General features: G+C 65.1%; 17 protein-coding genes. 10 read left to right on the forward strand and 7 right to left on the reverse strand.

Annotation, left to right across the window (positions count from 1 at the left end; translation table 11 throughout):
* Positions 1 to 44: 44 nt before the first annotated feature.
* Positions 45 to 284, reverse strand: a complete 240-nt coding sequence (locus tag AC5I5I_RS00620) for a hypothetical protein (RefSeq protein ID WP_495969200.1) — start codon at positions 282 to 284, stop codon at positions 45 to 47.
* 123 nt (positions 285 to 407) lie between these two features.
* Here AC5I5I_RS00620 and hemA point away from each other — a divergent pair, with 123 nt between their 5' ends.
* Positions 408 to 1,634, forward strand: a complete 1,227-nt coding sequence (hemA, locus tag AC5I5I_RS00625; RefSeq protein WP_495969201.1) for a 5-aminolevulinate synthase — start codon at positions 408 to 410, stop codon at positions 1,632 to 1,634.
* A gap of 19 nt (positions 1,635 to 1,653) precedes the next feature.
* Here the strand turns inward: hemA and AC5I5I_RS00630 are convergent, their stop codons facing one another.
* The gene (locus AC5I5I_RS00630; RefSeq protein ID WP_495969202.1) at positions 1,654 to 2,748 is read right to left on the reverse strand and encodes an AbrB family transcriptional regulator; all 1,095 of its coding nucleotides are present in this window, start codon (positions 2,746 to 2,748) and stop codon (positions 1,654 to 1,656) included.
* A gap of 181 nt (positions 2,749 to 2,929) precedes the next feature.
* Between AC5I5I_RS00630 and AC5I5I_RS00635 the strand changes: the two genes are divergently transcribed.
* Genes AC5I5I_RS00635 through AC5I5I_RS00645 form a run of 3 tightly spaced genes read left to right on the forward strand, consistent with a single transcriptional unit; the run spans position 2,930 to position 5,666 of the window.
* The gene (locus AC5I5I_RS00635; protein ID WP_495969204.1) at positions 2,930 to 4,300 is read left to right on the forward strand and encodes a glutamate--cysteine ligase; all 1,371 of its coding nucleotides are present in this window, start codon (positions 2,930 to 2,932) and stop codon (positions 4,298 to 4,300) included.
* Complete coding sequence (ybaK, locus tag AC5I5I_RS00640; RefSeq protein ID WP_495969205.1) at positions 4,300 to 4,770, forward strand: Cys-tRNA(Pro) deacylase; 471 nt, start codon at positions 4,300 to 4,302, stop codon at positions 4,768 to 4,770. The genes AC5I5I_RS00635 and ybaK overlap by 1 nt, the downstream gene beginning before the upstream one ends.
* Positions 4,764 to 5,666, forward strand: coding sequence for a DMT family transporter (locus AC5I5I_RS00645; protein ID WP_495969206.1), 903 nt, complete (start codon positions 4,764 to 4,766; stop codon positions 5,664 to 5,666). Before ybaK ends, AC5I5I_RS00645 begins: the two co-directional genes overlap by 7 nt.
* Before the next feature lie 8 nt (positions 5,667 to 5,674).
* Here the strand turns inward: AC5I5I_RS00645 and AC5I5I_RS00650 are convergent, their stop codons facing one another.
* Entirely contained in the window at positions 5,675 to 6,556 is an 882-nt protein-coding gene (locus AC5I5I_RS00650) for a LysR substrate-binding domain-containing protein (RefSeq protein ID WP_495969207.1), read from the reverse strand.
* Positions 6,557 to 6,757: 201 nt separating this feature from the next.
* Here AC5I5I_RS00650 and AC5I5I_RS00655 point away from each other — a divergent pair, with 201 nt between their 5' ends.
* Complete coding sequence (locus tag AC5I5I_RS00655; protein ID WP_495969208.1) at positions 6,758 to 7,132, forward strand: DUF1127 domain-containing protein; 375 nt, start codon at positions 6,758 to 6,760, stop codon at positions 7,130 to 7,132.
* Here AC5I5I_RS00655 and AC5I5I_RS00660 read toward each other — a convergent pair.
* Positions 7,123 to 8,448: a glycosyltransferase family 39 protein gene (locus AC5I5I_RS00660; protein ID WP_495969209.1), complete on the reverse strand. Its 1,326-nt coding sequence runs from the start codon at positions 8,446 to 8,448 to the stop codon at positions 7,123 to 7,125. The two genes, AC5I5I_RS00655 and AC5I5I_RS00660, sit on opposite strands and share 10 nt — an antisense overlap.
* Before the next feature lie 166 nt (positions 8,449 to 8,614).
* Between AC5I5I_RS00660 and AC5I5I_RS00665 the strand changes: the two genes are divergently transcribed.
* From AC5I5I_RS00665 to AC5I5I_RS00675, 3 genes are read left to right on the forward strand one after another with little or no spacing between them, the layout of a single operon-like run.
* The gene (locus AC5I5I_RS00665) at positions 8,615 to 9,157 is read left to right on the forward strand and encodes a PAN domain-containing protein (RefSeq protein WP_495969210.1); all 543 of its coding nucleotides are present in this window, start codon (positions 8,615 to 8,617) and stop codon (positions 9,155 to 9,157) included.
* Positions 9,158 to 9,193: 36 nt separating this feature from the next.
* A complete protein-coding gene (locus tag AC5I5I_RS00670; RefSeq protein WP_495969211.1) occupies positions 9,194 to 9,541 on the forward strand; it encodes a DUF6152 family protein in 348 nt (115 codons plus the stop codon).
* Positions 9,541 to 10,032, forward strand: coding sequence for a DUF6644 family protein (locus AC5I5I_RS00675; RefSeq protein ID WP_495969212.1), 492 nt, complete (start codon positions 9,541 to 9,543; stop codon positions 10,030 to 10,032). Before AC5I5I_RS00670 ends, AC5I5I_RS00675 begins: the two co-directional genes overlap by 1 nt.
* On the opposite strand, the gene tldD is transcribed toward AC5I5I_RS00675, so the two are convergent.
* The gene (gene tldD, locus AC5I5I_RS00680; protein WP_495969213.1) at positions 10,033 to 11,460 is read right to left on the reverse strand and encodes a metalloprotease TldD; all 1,428 of its coding nucleotides are present in this window, start codon (positions 11,458 to 11,460) and stop codon (positions 10,033 to 10,035) included.
* Positions 11,461 to 11,581: 121 nt separating this feature from the next.
* Positions 11,582 to 12,262 (reverse strand): hypothetical protein, encoded by a 681-nt coding sequence (locus AC5I5I_RS00685; protein WP_495969214.1) that lies wholly within the window; start codon positions 12,260 to 12,262, stop codon positions 11,582 to 11,584.
* A 122-nt stretch (positions 12,263 to 12,384) separates the two neighbouring features.
* Here AC5I5I_RS00685 and AC5I5I_RS00690 point away from each other — a divergent pair, with 122 nt between their 5' ends.
* A complete protein-coding gene (locus AC5I5I_RS00690) occupies positions 12,385 to 12,993 on the forward strand; it encodes a TlpA disulfide reductase family protein (RefSeq protein WP_495969216.1) in 609 nt (202 codons plus the stop codon).
* Between the two features lie 13 nt (positions 12,994 to 13,006).
* Here AC5I5I_RS00690 and AC5I5I_RS00695 read toward each other — a convergent pair whose 3' ends face one another.
* Complete coding sequence (locus AC5I5I_RS00695; RefSeq protein ID WP_495969217.1) at positions 13,007 to 13,564, reverse strand: invasion associated locus B family protein; 558 nt, start codon at positions 13,562 to 13,564, stop codon at positions 13,007 to 13,009.
* 405 nt (positions 13,565 to 13,969) lie between these two features.
* Between AC5I5I_RS00695 and coxB the strand changes: the two genes are divergently transcribed.
* The gene (gene coxB / locus AC5I5I_RS00700; protein ID WP_495969809.1) at positions 13,970 to 14,752 is read left to right on the forward strand and encodes a cytochrome c oxidase subunit II; all 783 of its coding nucleotides are present in this window, start codon (positions 13,970 to 13,972) and stop codon (positions 14,750 to 14,752) included.
* Positions 14,753 to 14,838 lie beyond the last annotated feature (86 nt).

The following is a 14,838-nucleotide window of genomic DNA, read 5'->3' on the forward strand; positions in this document are numbered from 1 at the left end:
AGACCGCCCCGAACGGGGCGGTCGATCGCAAACCGTGTTCCGGATCAGCTCAGGCCGCCAAACAGCCAGATCACCAGAATGATCGGCAGCGGGATGCCGATCAGCCACAAAAGAAGTCCACGTCCCACGTCCAGCCTCCACGCTTCGTTTGATTTGTCGCGTTGTGAACGCCCTGCCCCGCGGCTGGTTCCGGGGGCCAACTCAGGATCGCTGGGACAGGCGGAAAGCTGCCATCCGCGCCGGAAAACGCGGCAATCTTGATCGATATCAAGGCTGATCTGCATGGAAATGAGGTCACCATGCCTCGACAAACAAGGTCGAACGCTTCTAAAACTATTTTCGTGTGAACTGGCATCGAGGCCCGCGCGACGAACTCTGGATAGTCCCCGGCAGGATTCTCTAAAGTCATGAATTATCAGACCTTTTTCGATACCGCCCTGAAGCGCCTGCATGACGAAAGGCGCTATCGGGTGTTCGCCGATCTGGAACGGATCGCAGGGCGGTTCCCGGAAACCATCTGGCATTCGCCCGAAGGCCCCCGCGAAATCGTTGTCTGGTGTTCCAACGACTATCTCGGCATGGGCCAGCATCCGAAGGTCATCGGCGCCATGGTCGAGACCGCGACCCGCATGGGCGCCGGCGCCGGCGGCACCCGCAACATCTCTGGCACCAATCACCCGCTGGTCGAGCTTGAGGCCGAACTCGCCGACCTGCATGGCAAGGAAGCCGCGCTGATCTTCACCTCGGGCTATGTGTCGAACCAGACTGGCATCGCCACGCTCGCCAGGCTGATCCCGAATGTCCTGATCCTGTCGGATTCTTACAACCACAACTCGATGATCGAGGGCATCCGTCACTCCGGCTGCGAGAAGAAGATCTTCCGCCACAACGATCTCGCGCATCTCGAACAACTGCTGATCGAAGCCGGGCCCGACCGGCCGAAGCTGATCCTGTTCGAAAGCATCTATTCGATGGATGCCGACATCGCGCCGATCAGTGCCATCTGCGATCTCGCCGAGAAATACGGCGCCATGACCTATATCGACGAGGTTCATGCGGTCGGCATGTATGGCACCCGCGGCGCCGGCGTCTGCGAACGCGACGGCGTGATGCATCGTCTTGACGTGATCGAGGGCACGCTGGGCAAGGCGTTCGGCTGCTTCGGCGGCTATATCGCCGCGAGCCACGCGGTCTGCGACGCGGTGCGGTCCTACGCGCCGGGCTTCATTTTCACCACCGCGCTGCCGCCGGCGGTCTGCGCCGCTGCGGCCGCCTCGATCCGGCATCTGAAGCAGTCGCAGTGGGAGCGGGATCGCCACCAGGACCGGGTGGCGCGGGTGAAGGCCGTACTCACCGCGTCCGGCCTGCCGGTGATGCCGAGCGACACGCATATCGTGCCGATCGCGGTTGGCGATCCGGAAAAGTGCAAGGCCGCGAGCGACATGCTGCTCGCCGATCACGGCATCTACATCCAGCCGATCAATTACCCGACCGTGCCGATGGGCACCGAGCGCCTGCGCGTGACGCCCTCGCCCTACCACGACGACAAGATGATCGACGCGCTGGCGGCGGCGCTGGTCGATGTCTGGGAACGGCTCGGCATGAAGCTCAACCGCGCGCTCGCGGCCGAATAGACCGCCGTTAAAAGCCTGCTCAATCCTCCTGCACCGGCCGCTTGTCCGGCGGTTTCGACGGCGGAGGCGGAGGCGTCTGTCCGTAGATTTTCACGAATAGCGGCAGCGCCGCCGAAATCAGCATGAACCGCGCGACGTGATGGGCTCCGACGAAGATCGGGTCGAGATGCAGCGCGAGCGCGAGAATCATCATCGCGTCCAGCGCGCCCGGTGCGTATGAGACCACAACGTCCGAGAGGTTCAGGTTCACGATAAAGGCCGCGGCCGCGGCAAACATCGCCACGATCGCCACCGCGACGGTGAATGAGCCGAGCGCCGCGGCGACATGCTTCCACAGCATGCGCAGATCGGTATTGGCGAAGCGCGAGCCGGTGAGCGCGCCCAGCGCCACCATCACCGCGCTCACGATCCACCATGGCATCGACGCATGGATCAGCCCCGAGCCATGCAGGATCGCCGAGGCGAGCATGGCCCCGAAGATCAGTCCCCCCGGAAAGCGCACGAAATGCGCGACGACCGCCGCCGCAGTCGAAATGCCGACCAGAAGTGCGATCTCCAGGATCGAATCCGTGACCGCGAAGCTGCGCGCGGCGTCAGGCGCCGGAATCAACCCGAACAGCGCCAGCACCACCGGCAGCAAGGCGGTCAGGATCACCACCCGGATGGTTTGGACAATGGCGATCCCGGCCAGATCGGATTGGTACTGCGTGGCGTAGGCCATCACCTGGGACAGCGCCCCAGGCGCCGATCCGAACAGGCCGGACAGCATGGTCCAGCCATGCACCTTTTTCAGATAGGCGGCGCTGCCGAACATCGCGCAGATCATGCCGACGCACAGCAGCACGACACTGAGCGGCCAGGTGGCAACGCCCTTCAGCGTCTCCGGCGTCACCGCGCCGCCGAGCGAAATCCCGATCAGCACGAACACCACCCGCGCCAGCGGCGCCGGCATCGTCATCGGCCGCCCGGCCAGGGCGGCGATCGCGACCGCGATCATCGCGCCGGACAGCCATCCGGCGGGGATACCGGCGAGGGTCAGGAGGCCGCCACCGATGGTCCCGATCAGCAGGGTTTCGCCGAGTTTCAGCAGGGTCTGACGGGAGGGAAGCGGCATGGACCCGTTATGTCGATTCCGCTGCACCTATCAAGCCGCGGCCCGCAACCCATATATGCCCGCAGCGCGCGGCCCATATCTGCGCGCAGCGCGTGGCAAGACCCGCTTTTTGCCGGCCGCGGACAGATTGCCCTTTCCTCGGACCCGCGTGTATGGTCGCGGCCCTTTCGCCGGATTCTCTATGGCCCGTGACCAGATCGACATGACGCCGGTCGAGCGCCGCGACGAACTCGTCGCGTGGCTCGAATCGGGCTGCAAGCCAAAAGCCGAATGGCGGATTGGCACCGAGCACGAAAAATTCCCGTTCACGGTCCACGGTCATGAGCCGGTGCCCTATGACGGCGATCGCGGCATCCGCGCGCTGCTCGAAGGCATGCAGCTGCTCCTCGGCTGGGAGCCGATCATGGAGCGCGAGAACATCATCGGGCTCTATGACGTCACCGGCGGCGGTGCGATTTCGCTCGAGCCCGGCGGCCAGTTCGAATTGTCCGGTGCGCCGCTGGAAACCGTGCACCAGACCTGCACCGAACTGATGGCGCATCTCGCGCAGGTGCGGGAAGTCGCCCGGCCGCTCGGGATCGGCTTTCTCGGCCTCGGGATGAACCCGAAATGGACGCGGAGCGAGATCCCGGTGATGCCGAAGGGCCGCTACCGGATCATGACGCAATACATGCCGAAGGTCGGCAATCTCGGCCTCGACATGATGTACCGGACCTGCACGGTGCAGACCAATCTCGACTTTTCGTCGGAAGCCGACATGGTCAAGAAGCTGCGGGTGTCGCTGGCGCTGCAGCCGGTCGCGACCGCCCTGTTCGCGAACTCGCCCTTCACCGAGGGCAAGGCGAACGGCTTCCTCTCCTTCCGCTCCGAAGTCTGGCGCGACACCGATCCCGACCGCTCCGGCATGCTGCCCTGGGCGTTCGAGGACGGCATGGGTTTCGAGCGCTGGGTCGATTACGCGCTCGACGTGCCGATGTATTTCGTCAAGCGCGGCGACGAGTATATCGACGTGTCCGGCCTGTCGTTCCGCGACCTGTTCGCCGGCAAGCTGAAGCAATTGCCGGGCGAGCGCGCCACCATTTCGGACTGGGCGAACCACATCTCCACGATCTTCCCCGAGGTGCGCCTGAAGCGTTATCTCGAAATGCGCGGCGCCGATGGCGGTCCATGGCGGCGGCTGCCGGCGCTCGCCGCTTTCTGGGCCGGGATTCTGTACGACGATGCGTCGCTCGATGCGGCGTGGGATCTCGTCAAGGGCTGGAACGCGGACGAACGGCAGAAGCTGCGCGACGATGTGCCGGTGCAGGGCTTCGCCGCCACCATCCGCAATCGCAACATGCTCTCGCTTGCGGACGAGACGCTGAAGCTCACGCGCGCGGGGCTCGCCCGCCGGCGCCGTCTCAATCCCGGCGGCGAGGACGAGACGAAATATCTCGTCCCGCTGGAAGATCTCGTCGCGCGCGGCGAGACGCCGGCGGAAGAATTGCTCGCCAAGTATCACGGGCCGTGGGGAGGCTCGGTCGAACCGGTATTCGACGAGTATGCCTATTGATGGCCAAGGCCACGCCTGCCACCACCGCGCTCGAGAAAGCCGGGATCGCCTTCACGCTGCACGAATACGATTACGATCCGAATGCCGCGCGCATCGGCCTGCAGGCGGCTGAAGCGCTCGGCATCGCACCGGAGCGCCTCCTCAAGACACTGATGGCGAAAGCCGGTTCTGCGATCCTGTGCGTGCTTGCGCCCTCCGACCGGGAGGTCAGCCTGAAGCGGCTCGCGGCGGCGGCCGGCGCGAAGGAGGCCGCCATGCTTCCCCCGGCGGAAGCCGAACGCATCACCGGCTATCATGTCGGCGGAATCTCGCCGCTCGGCCAGAAGAAGCGCGCCGCGGCCTACATCGAGCGCGCGGCGCTTTCGCATCCGACGATCCTCGTCAATGGCGGACGCCGCGGGCTGCAGATCGAAATTGCGCCGGCCGATCTCGTGCGTGCGATCGACGCGAAAGCGGCCGACTTGTGCTGACCCGCGTCAGGCTGACTCCATTCGACTTCGTCCTCTATGCAACGGTCGTTCTGACCTGGGGACTGGCCTGGATCGTGATTCATTTCCAGGTCGGCGTGGTCGCGCCCGAAGTGTCGGTCTTCTGGCGCTTCCTTTTCGCCGGCATCATCATGCTGCTGATTGCTGCGATCCGCGGCGACCGGCTGAGTTATAGCTTGCACAGTCACGTGCTGTTCGCGTTGCTCGGCCTCTTGATGTTCTCGCTGAATTTTCTGCTGTTCTATCATGCAGCCGCGACTCTGCCGTCCGGATTGCTGTCGATCGTGTTCTCGCTGGCATCCTTCATCAATGTCTGGCTCGGCGCCTTGTTCTTGAAGACACCGGTCGACCGGCGGGTGGTTGGCGGCGGCCTGCTCGGCACGGCCGGGATGGCTGCGCTGTTTTATCCGCAATTTGGCGGAAACGCCGTCCCCCAAGGTGCGCTGATCGCGCTGGGCCTCAGTCTCGCCGGCACGTTGGCTTTCTGCTTCGCCAACATCGTCTCCGCGCGCATCTCGGCTCGCAAATACCCGGTCTTCGCGTCGACCGGCTACGGCATGCTGTATGGCAGCATCGGACTTGCAATCTACGCGCTCGCTCGCGGCCATACCTTCACCGTGGAATGGACGCCGATCTATCTCGGCGGCCTGGTGTACCTCGCGCTGATTTCGTCGGTCATCGCCTTCGCCTGCTATCTCACGCTGCTCGGGCGCATCGGCGCCGATCGCGCGGCTTATGTCACGGTGCTCGGACCGGTGGTGGCGCTTGTGGTCTCGACATTTGTCGAGAATTTCCAGTGGAGCCTCGTTGCCGCGCTCGGACTTGTCGCCGTGCTGATCGGCAATGTGCTGGTGCTGCGTCCGGCGCGGAAGGCGTAGTCCCGCGCCTATTCCGCCGCCTGCGCGTTCTCCGACAGGTTATCCAGCGACGAGATGATGTGTTCGGCCAGCGCATCGGCCAATGCCGAGCTTTCGTGCGGGTTGCGAACCAGCCCGATGCGGCAATAGGGCAAGTCCGGAAAGCCGTCGGCCGGCGTCAGCACCCGCATGCCGGGCCGCAGGGTCGATTCCGGCACTACCGAGACTGCGAGCCCCGACAGCACGGCCGCGACATAGGCGCCGGCATTGGAGCTTGTGTAGATCACGCGGTGCGGCCGTCCGAGCCCTTCAAGACGCTCCAGCGCAATCCGGCGCCAGGCGCAGCTCTGTTTGCCCAGCGCCAGCGGCAGCGGATTTTCGGTATGGGTGGCGTGACGCACGGACGTGACCCAGAGCAGCCGCTCCTGACGGAACGGCTCGGCGCTGCGCTGGGTCTCCGTCGTCGTGATGATGGCAAGGTCGAGGTCGTTGGCATCGATCCGCCGCAGCAGATCGACCGATGGCTCGCATAGCACTGTCAGTTCGACGCCGGGATAGGAGCGTGAAAACCGCGCCATGATCTCCGGCAGATAACGGTCGGCATAATCGTCAGGGACGCCGAGCCGCACGCGGCCGGACAATTCGGGACCGGAAAACGCCGCGAGCGCATCGAGATTCAGCTTCACGATCTTGCGGGCGTAATCGAGCAGACGCTCGCCATCGTCGGTCAGCTTCGAGGCGCGGCCGTCGCGTGCGAAGATCGGCTTGTTGAGGCGCTCCTCCAGCCGCTTCATCTGCATCGAGACGGCGGACTGGGTCTTGTGCACGACATCCGCCGCCTTGGTGAAGCTGCCGGTCTCGGCGATGGCGATGAAGGTGCGGAGCTGGTCGATATCGATCAGTGCGGTCATCGGTGAAATCCTCCGGGACGGCCACCCGCCACGGCCGGCCTTACATCATCAATCGTGATGTTTCAGATTATAAACATTCGTTTCACTTATCAATGGGCGGGTGCCATATCCGAAGCCGTTCAACGCTTCCGTGCCGGAAATCGGGTCGCGCAGTGAGGTCTGCGGCGAGAGGATTTCGGCACGGCGCGACAGGAGGTTCCGATGTCCGCGATATCCAGTTCCGAGCCGATCCAGACCCGCCGCCGCGAGCCGGCCATGGTCCGCGTCGCCTTCGCCATCGCCTTGAACGGCATGCGGAAACTGGCCCGCCTGCTGAAGCACCGCCGCGACGCGCGGATGCTCGCCGGGATGGACGACCGGATGCTAGGCGATATCGGTCTGTCCCGGAGCGATCTGCGGGATGCCTATGCCCAGCCGCTGTGGCGCGATCCGACCGATGTGCTGGCCGGCCGTGCCCGCGACAAGCGCCTCAATCGCCGCGGTCGCGTCGATGTCCTACCAGTCGAGGCGCCATCGATTGCGCCCGGCGAACCGGTCGGGACGGCGGCCAAACCGTCGCCCTGGCCCTATCTCTGAACGTCTTTGGCCGGCCCTGCCCAGCCGGCCGAGGATCCGCAAAGGCGAGCCCCGCCGACCAACTGGTTGTAGTACATGTATTCATAAGGATGCAGCCGAACCAGCACGCTGGCGTTCCATAGCAGAGAGAGCGTGAGCGCAGCAGCGGCGCCGGCAGCAACCCAGCGGCGCGGCGAAAGCGCAGTCAGCACCGAGTCGAAGCCGATCCCGGCCAGCACCGCGAGCGGCGGCACCACAAACAGGAAGTGCCGCATGCCGGTAAAGGCCGGTCCTTCGGCGAGCGCTTCACACAGCACCGGAAAGGTTGCGACGAAGGCGATGAAGGCAATCTCGACCGGCCGTCTCGCCAGCCGCGAGATGCCATCCCGCGCCAGCGCCCAGATCGATAGCGCGAGCGCGAATAGCGCTCCCGCATAGATCACCAGCGGCACCTTGATCAGCAGATAGAACGGGACGTACCACCACGGCACCTCGGCCATGCGGTAGATCTCGCCGGCGACCACGGTGCGGATCTCGTAATGAAAATGCGCGAAGGAGAAGATCGCGCGCAACGGATTGAGCGGCGAAAGCCAGGCCCAGGGCCAGGCCGCGATCATGATCAGGTATCCGATCGCTACCGCCGGCGCGAACCGCAGGGCCGACCGGACGACGAATGCGGCCGCTTCGCGGAAGCGAAGCGGACGCGGCACCGACATCAGCACCAGCACGCCCGCATAGCCGATCAGCAGCAGGCCCATCGCCCGCAATCCGGTTGCGGCGCCGAGCATCAGGCCGAATCCGATCACATCGATCCAGCGCGGCGCCGGGAGGTCGCGGCCCGCACGCAGCAGAAAGAACACCGCCCAGATCACGGCGGCGGCGAACGGAACGTCCTTGGTGTGATTGAACATGCCGCCGAAATACGGCCCGCACACCGCGATCGCGCAGAGTGCGATCAGTCCGGCGCGCGCGCGCCCCACCAGACGGGCCGTTGCCCAGACGCCCGCCATTCCCGCGACGCCGATCATCGCGGACAGCAAATGGCGGATCAGGAACGGATCGAACGGCAGCAATCTGGCAAGGCCGACCGCGACGATGTCGAACAGACCGCCATACAGATACAGATTCTTGTAGTTGAACAACGCGGTGTCGCGGAAACCGCTCTCATAATAGTTGATGATCAGTTCGCCGTAGCGATGCTGGACTTCCTCGTCATTCGATATGCCGTAGTCGCGGAACAGCAGAACGGCGAGGACGGCCAGCGCGATCAAAATCGCGAGCGACACGCGGTCGGTCGCGCGAAACCGGCTCCCGGCATCGACAACGGCAGAGTCCATGGCGGGAACTTTGCTCAAAGCGGCCAATTTGTCATGCTGCTTCGCACAAGCTCGTTAATCACGCCGGCGCATTCACGACTTCGCGGGCGCAGCATTCGGTCCTCGCAACCCGGGCAGCGGCATCCTAGACTGCGGACGAATGGCTCCCTGGATTTCGGGCAGAGGAATGAACCGGCGCCTCCTGACGGTCGCGATCTGCATGGTCGCGCTGATGGCAGGGGCGATGGCCGCTCGCGCCCAGGTTGGCTTCGACCGGCCGGGCGGCGACTATAACAGCGCACCAGTGCGCAACGGGGATCCGGCCGTCTGCGCTGCGCGCTGCGACCGCGACAACCGGTGCCGGGCCTGGAGCTTCTCCTTTCCGGGGACCGCATCGCGCGACGCCATGTGCTGGTTGAAGAGCACGGTCACTCCGCTCAAGGACGACAAGTGCTGCGTGTCCGGCATCCGCGGCGCCGCGCTGCTGGAGCCGAAGGCTGGTCCGGTCGAGTTTTCCACCGATCGCGCCGGCGGCGACTTCCGGTCGTTCGATATCGCGGCGCACCCTTCGGGGGCGTCCTGCGCGACAGCGTGTCAGGCCGACCGCCGATGCCGCGCCTTCACCTATGTCCGCCCCGGCTATGGCAACGCGTCGGCCCGCTGTTATCTCAAGGACCGCATCACCAAGCCGCGCCGCAAACCCTGCTGCATTTCGGGCGTTGTGCGTTAAGTCACCACGAACAAGCAGACCTGATGAGGTGAGGACATGAAAGCCTATTTTCTCGCCGCTGTTGCTGCCGCCGTCCCGTGCGGAAGTGCCGCCGCGCATCACGGATGGGGCAGCTATGAGGCGGCCAAGCCGATCACGGTGCAGGGCACGATCGTGACGTCGACATACGAGAACCCGCACGCCACCATCACGGTGAAGGCTGCCGACAAGGTGTGGACCGTGACCCTCGCCCCCACCTTCCGCATGATCAATCGCGGCGCCAGCAAGGACATGGTCGCGGTCGGAAAGACCGTCTCGGCCTATGGCTACGCGTCCACGGTCGAGAAAGATGAAATGCGCGCCGAGCGCATCACGGTGGACGGCAAGACCGTCGAGATGCGCTGATGACCGATGCCGCGCCGGCGATTTTCGTCGCCATCGAGGGTTCGGCCTTTGCCGCCGCCGTGCGGCAATCGCCCTATCTCTACATGGTCGCGAATGTCGCGCACATCCTGTCGCTGATGGTGTTCTTCGGCGCGGTCGCGGTGATGGACCTGCGGCTGGCCGGATTTTTCCAGGCCACCTGGCCGGGCAGCATGCTGCGGCGCGCACGGCTGGTGGCGATCCTGGGCTTTCTCGGGCTTGTCGCGTCCGGCTCGCTGCTGTTCGTGGCGGAAGCGAGCCACGTCGTTATGAACGCGATGTTCCAGATCAAGCTGGCGCTAATCGCGCTCGGCCTCATCAACATCGTCTGGTTCGAATATTTTATTGCCGACCGGGTGCGCGACCTGCAGCCGCATACGCCGCTGCCGGGCACCGCGCGCTTCGTCGGCGTGACGTCGCTCGCAATCTGGTTTGCGGTCGCGGCCTGCGGACGGCTGATCGCGTATTTCTGATCAGCCCGTGCCGCCGATGGTGATCCGGTCCATGCGCAGCGTCGGCTGACCGACGCCGACCGGAACGCCCTGGCCGTTCTTGCCGCAGGTGCCGATGCCGTGGTCGAGCGCCAGATCGTTGCCGATCATCGAGATGCGATGCAGGTCGGTCGGGCCGTTGCCGATCATCATCGCGCCCTTCACCGGCGCGCCAATCTTGCCGTTCTCGATCTTGTAGGCCTCGGTGCACTGGAACACGTATTTGCCCGAGGTGATGTCGACCTGGCCGCCGCCGAAATTCACCGCATAGAGGCCGTTCTTGACCGAGGCGATGATCTCGCCGGGCTCACGATCGCCGGCCAGCATGTAGGTGTTGGTCATGCGCGGCATCGGCACATGCGCATAGGATTCGCGCCGGCCATTGCCGGTCGGAGCCATCTTCATCAGCCGCGCATTCTGCCGGTCCTGCATGTAGCCGACGAGAATGCCGTCCTCGATCAGCACGGTCTTGTTGGTCGGTGTGCCCTCGTCGTCGATCGACAGCGAGCCGCGCCGCGACTGGATGGTGCCGTCGTCCAGCACCGTCACACCCTTGGCCGCAACCTGCTGACCCATCAGGCCGGCAAAGGCCGACGTGCCCTTGCGGTTGAAGTCGCCTTCGAGGCCGTGCCCGACGGCTTCATGCAGCATCACGCCCGGCCAGCCGGCCGCCAGCACCACGTCCATTTCGCCGGCCGGAGCCGGCACCGATTCCAGATTGACCAGCGCCTGCCGCACCGCCTCGTCGACCGCGCCGCGCCAGGCCGCCGTCTCGATGAAGCGCGCATAGCCCTCGCGGCCGCCGTAACCGTGGCCGCCGGTTTCCTGCCGGTCGCCCTCGCCCGCGACGATCGACACATTGACCCGGACCATCGGGCGAGTGTCGCGATAGACCTCGCCATCGGCGCGCAGGATCTCGACCACCTGCCAGGACGCGCCGAGGCTGGCCGAGACCTGCCGCACTCGCGGATCTTTCGCGCGGGCATAGGCGTCGATCTCCTGCAGGAGCTTCACCTTGGCCTCGAAGCCGGGCGCGTCGAGCGGGTTGTCGTCGCTGTAGAGCCGGACATTGGTGCGACCGGGCGCTTCAGAATATTGACCCGTATAGCCGCCCTTCACCGCCCGCACCGCATCGGCGGCGCGCTGGATCGCGCCTTCGGACAGGTCGGAGGCATGGGCATAGCCGACGGCCTCGTCCTTCACGGCGCGCAGGCCGAAGCCCTGCGCGGTGTCGTAGGTCGCCTGTTTCAGTCGCCCGTTGTCGAAGCCGAGCGCCTCGGACTGGCGGTATTCCAGGAATAATTCGCCGTCGTCGGCGCCGTCCAGGCCGGTCGAGACAATGGAGCGGACGCGCGCCCGGTCGAGCCCGGCGCGGTCGATGAGGGAGGAGGTTTGGGTTTTGTCGGTCATGATTCAGAACATAGTGCCGAAACACCGCAGCTGGTAGCCTGGATGAAGCGCAGCGCAATCCGGGTCTCTGCCAACGCAAAAGCGGCCCCGGATTTCGCTTCGCTCCATCCGGGCTACGGCTTTACCGTTCCCGCTCCCGCATCCGCGCATGCTCCTGCCAGCGCCGCGAACGGCGGCTGCCGCGCGGCGGCAGATCCTGTTCGTGCGGCCGGGCGCGGTTGGCCAGATAATCCTCGACCGCTTCGCGCGGCGCGCGGGAGAGGTCCACGCCGCCCATGGTGAGCTCCATGATCGGGCGCAGCGGCCCCTCCGGCGGCATCTCGTGCGGCCGCCGCTTCGGCCGGCGTCTGGGCTGGGCGGCGAGCCGGGCCATGTTGAGAAGCTCCAGCGCCTCGCCGAGCTTGACCGGATCGACGGGCTCGCTGCCCGCGCTGTCTTCCAGTTCGCGGAGATGGCGCTCGGCCAGCGCCTGGAGGCGCGCGCCCAGCATGCGGCGCTTGAGCTTCAAGGTGGCGCGCGGGGCCGGAATGGTGTCGCAGGCGCGCGGCGCAAAGGGCGGCCGCTTCCAGCCGCCGTCGCGCTTCCAGTTGGAAATGCTGCCGGTGCTGACGCCGGTGCGGGCCGCGATCTGGCGGTAATTCATCGTGGTCTGCTCGATCAGCCGGCGCACCGCTGCCACTGCGGCGTCGGTGTGCGGCTGTCGCGGCCCGTACCGCCCGACGATGGCGGGCGGGTCGTCACGGTTGGGCCGCGCGCTGAGCCGCAGGACCGGAGAGGGAGGGTGAAAGGGGTAAAGGCGCATGAAAGGAATATAAACCTAAATGCGCTGGATTACAAGGGGCTGCAGGGGATCGCTTCAGGCTGCGCAGCACTTCGCAAGTCACGCCTTCCCGCTGCCACGGTCCGATTCTCATAACAGACCCCATGCTCGACGAATCGCGTTCGCCCCCTCCCCGCCTGTCGCGCCGCGGTCTGCTGCGCCGGATTACCGCTGCGACAGCTTTGGCAACTGTGCCGCCTGCAGCCTTCGCCTCGAGCGGTCCGCCGCCGCTGGAGCGCTACCGGATCGTGCGCCCAGCCCGCGATGTCGGCGATTTTCCGATGACGGGCCTCGATGGCGCGGCCAGCCGCTTCTCCCGCTTTCGCGGCAAGATCGTGCTGATGAACTTCTGGGCCACCTGGTGCCCGGCCTGCCGCGAGGAATTGCCGGCGCTCGACCGCCTGCAGCAGGCGATGGGCCGCGAGGGGTTGCAGGTGGTCGCGGTGTCGGTCGATCGCGGCGACCGCCGCAGCGTCGAGCGCTACGTGCGCGACCGCCGCATCCGGCATCTGCCGGTCTTCGTCGATCCCGATGCGCGCATTGCCCATTCCGAGGGGAGCGCCGACCGGCGCGCACCGTTTGCGCTGTACGGAATGCCGATCACCTACGTGATCGGCCGGGCGGGCAGCATCCAGGGCTACGTGCTGGGCGAAGCCGACTGGTCGTCGGAAGCGGCCAAAAATCTTCTGACCTATTACCTGCAGAACGCGTAGCCTGACACGATGGCTAGGGCAGCTTGTCGAAGCCCTCGCCGAAGCCCTTCAGCGCCATCGGGAAGCCGATCCCCTCTTCCGGGGTCTGGAAGATGATGAAGGTTGCGGTCTTGCCCGTGCGCAACTGATTGGTCAGGTTATCGTCCATCACCACTTCGGCCACGCAGCCATTGGGCAGGCAGCGGACGAAACCGGCGCGGCCGATATCGGTCTCGTCGACCTTGAGACCGAGACCGGACGGCAGCAGCACGCCAAGCGGCGCGATCACCCGCATGAGCCGGCTCTTGTTGTCAGCCGTCTTCAACACGATGACCGTCAAGCCGATATTGGCGCGGTCCTCGGCGGTGACGCTCTGGATCAGCGCACATTGCTCCGCCTGCGCGCCGGGAGGGGTGTCGCAGCGAATCTGCCAGTCGGCATGCACCGACTTCACCGCACCCTGCGCGCCGGCATAGCCGGTCTGCGAAACCAGGAGGGCGAGGGCTACGTACAATTGGACGAGTCCGGCAGGTCGTGAAATCAGCATGTCACCGTCCGGGCTGATGAAGGCCTCGTTTGCTGGCGCCGCCATTCGGCGAATCGCCGTCTGCGGCAGCTCGTGGAGGGTGGCACCACGCGCGCCGGGCGCTGTCAAGCACCGACAGGAGGGATGAAAAGACGCTAATTTCGGGCCGAAATAGGACAATCTCCGGCCGCTTGCGGCATAGTCAGAATGTCTCATTAGTTCAATGTGGACGCGCATTGCGAGGCGGGCGGAATTATGGTTTGAGAAGCCGGGATTTTCCCTGAAATCCTGGCGCGCATCGCCGCTTCCGCAGGCCCGTTGGCCCCTGGCGATTCGCGCGCCATCGGGCTGCCGGCCGTCGGCAGACGCAAAATCGGCGGACAGGATTTGTCGAAGGAGCGAAGTCGGGTGCAGAAATTCTTCATCGCAGCAGCAGCAGCAATCGCAGCAGCGCTGGTTCCGGCAGCGGCCATGGCCGGTCTCGGGCAGCCCTCACCATGGCAGCTCGGCTTCCAGCAATCCGCCACACCGATCATGGAGCAGATCACCTGGTTTCATGACTTTCTTCTGGTGATCATCACCCTGATCACGGTCTTCGTGCTGGCCTTGCTGCTGATCGTCATCTTCAAATTCAACGCGCGCGCCAACCCGGTCCCCTCCAAGACCACGCACAACGCCCTGATCGAGGTGGTCTGGACCGTGGTCCCGGTGATCATCCTGGTGGCGATCGCCATTCCGTCCTTCCGGCTGCTGTTCGCCCAGCTCACCATTCCGCCGGCCGAAGTCACCATCAAGGCCACCGGGAAGCAGTGGTTCTGGACCTACGACTATCCGGACAACGGCTTTTCCTTCGATTCGCTGATGGTTCAGGAGAAGGATCTGAAGCCCGGCCAGCCGCGCCTGCTGGCGGTCGACAACGAGGTCGTGGTTCCGGTCAACAAGGTGATCCGGGTCCAGGTGATCGGCGCCGACGTGATCCACGCCTTCGCGGTGCCGTCCTTCGGCATCAAGATTGACGCCGTTCCCGGCCGCCTGAACGAGACCTGGTTCCGGGCCACCCGCGAGGGCGTCTATTACGGCCAATGCTCCGAATTGTGCGGCAAGGATCACGCCTACATGCCGATCACGGTCCGGGTCGTGAACGACACCGACTACGCCGCATGGCTCGACAAGGCGAAGAAGCAGTTCGCGTACCGGACATCGCCGGAAGACGGCGTCGCCGTCGCCGCGAAGGACGCACCGAGCGCACAATAAGCGCGGTTGCTCGCACATATATATCAGAACATGAATGTGTGTGTTAGCCTGAACCGCCTGACGAAAAACGACTGAAGGGTAAGACC

This window comes from Pseudorhodoplanes sp., from assembly GCF_059499825.1.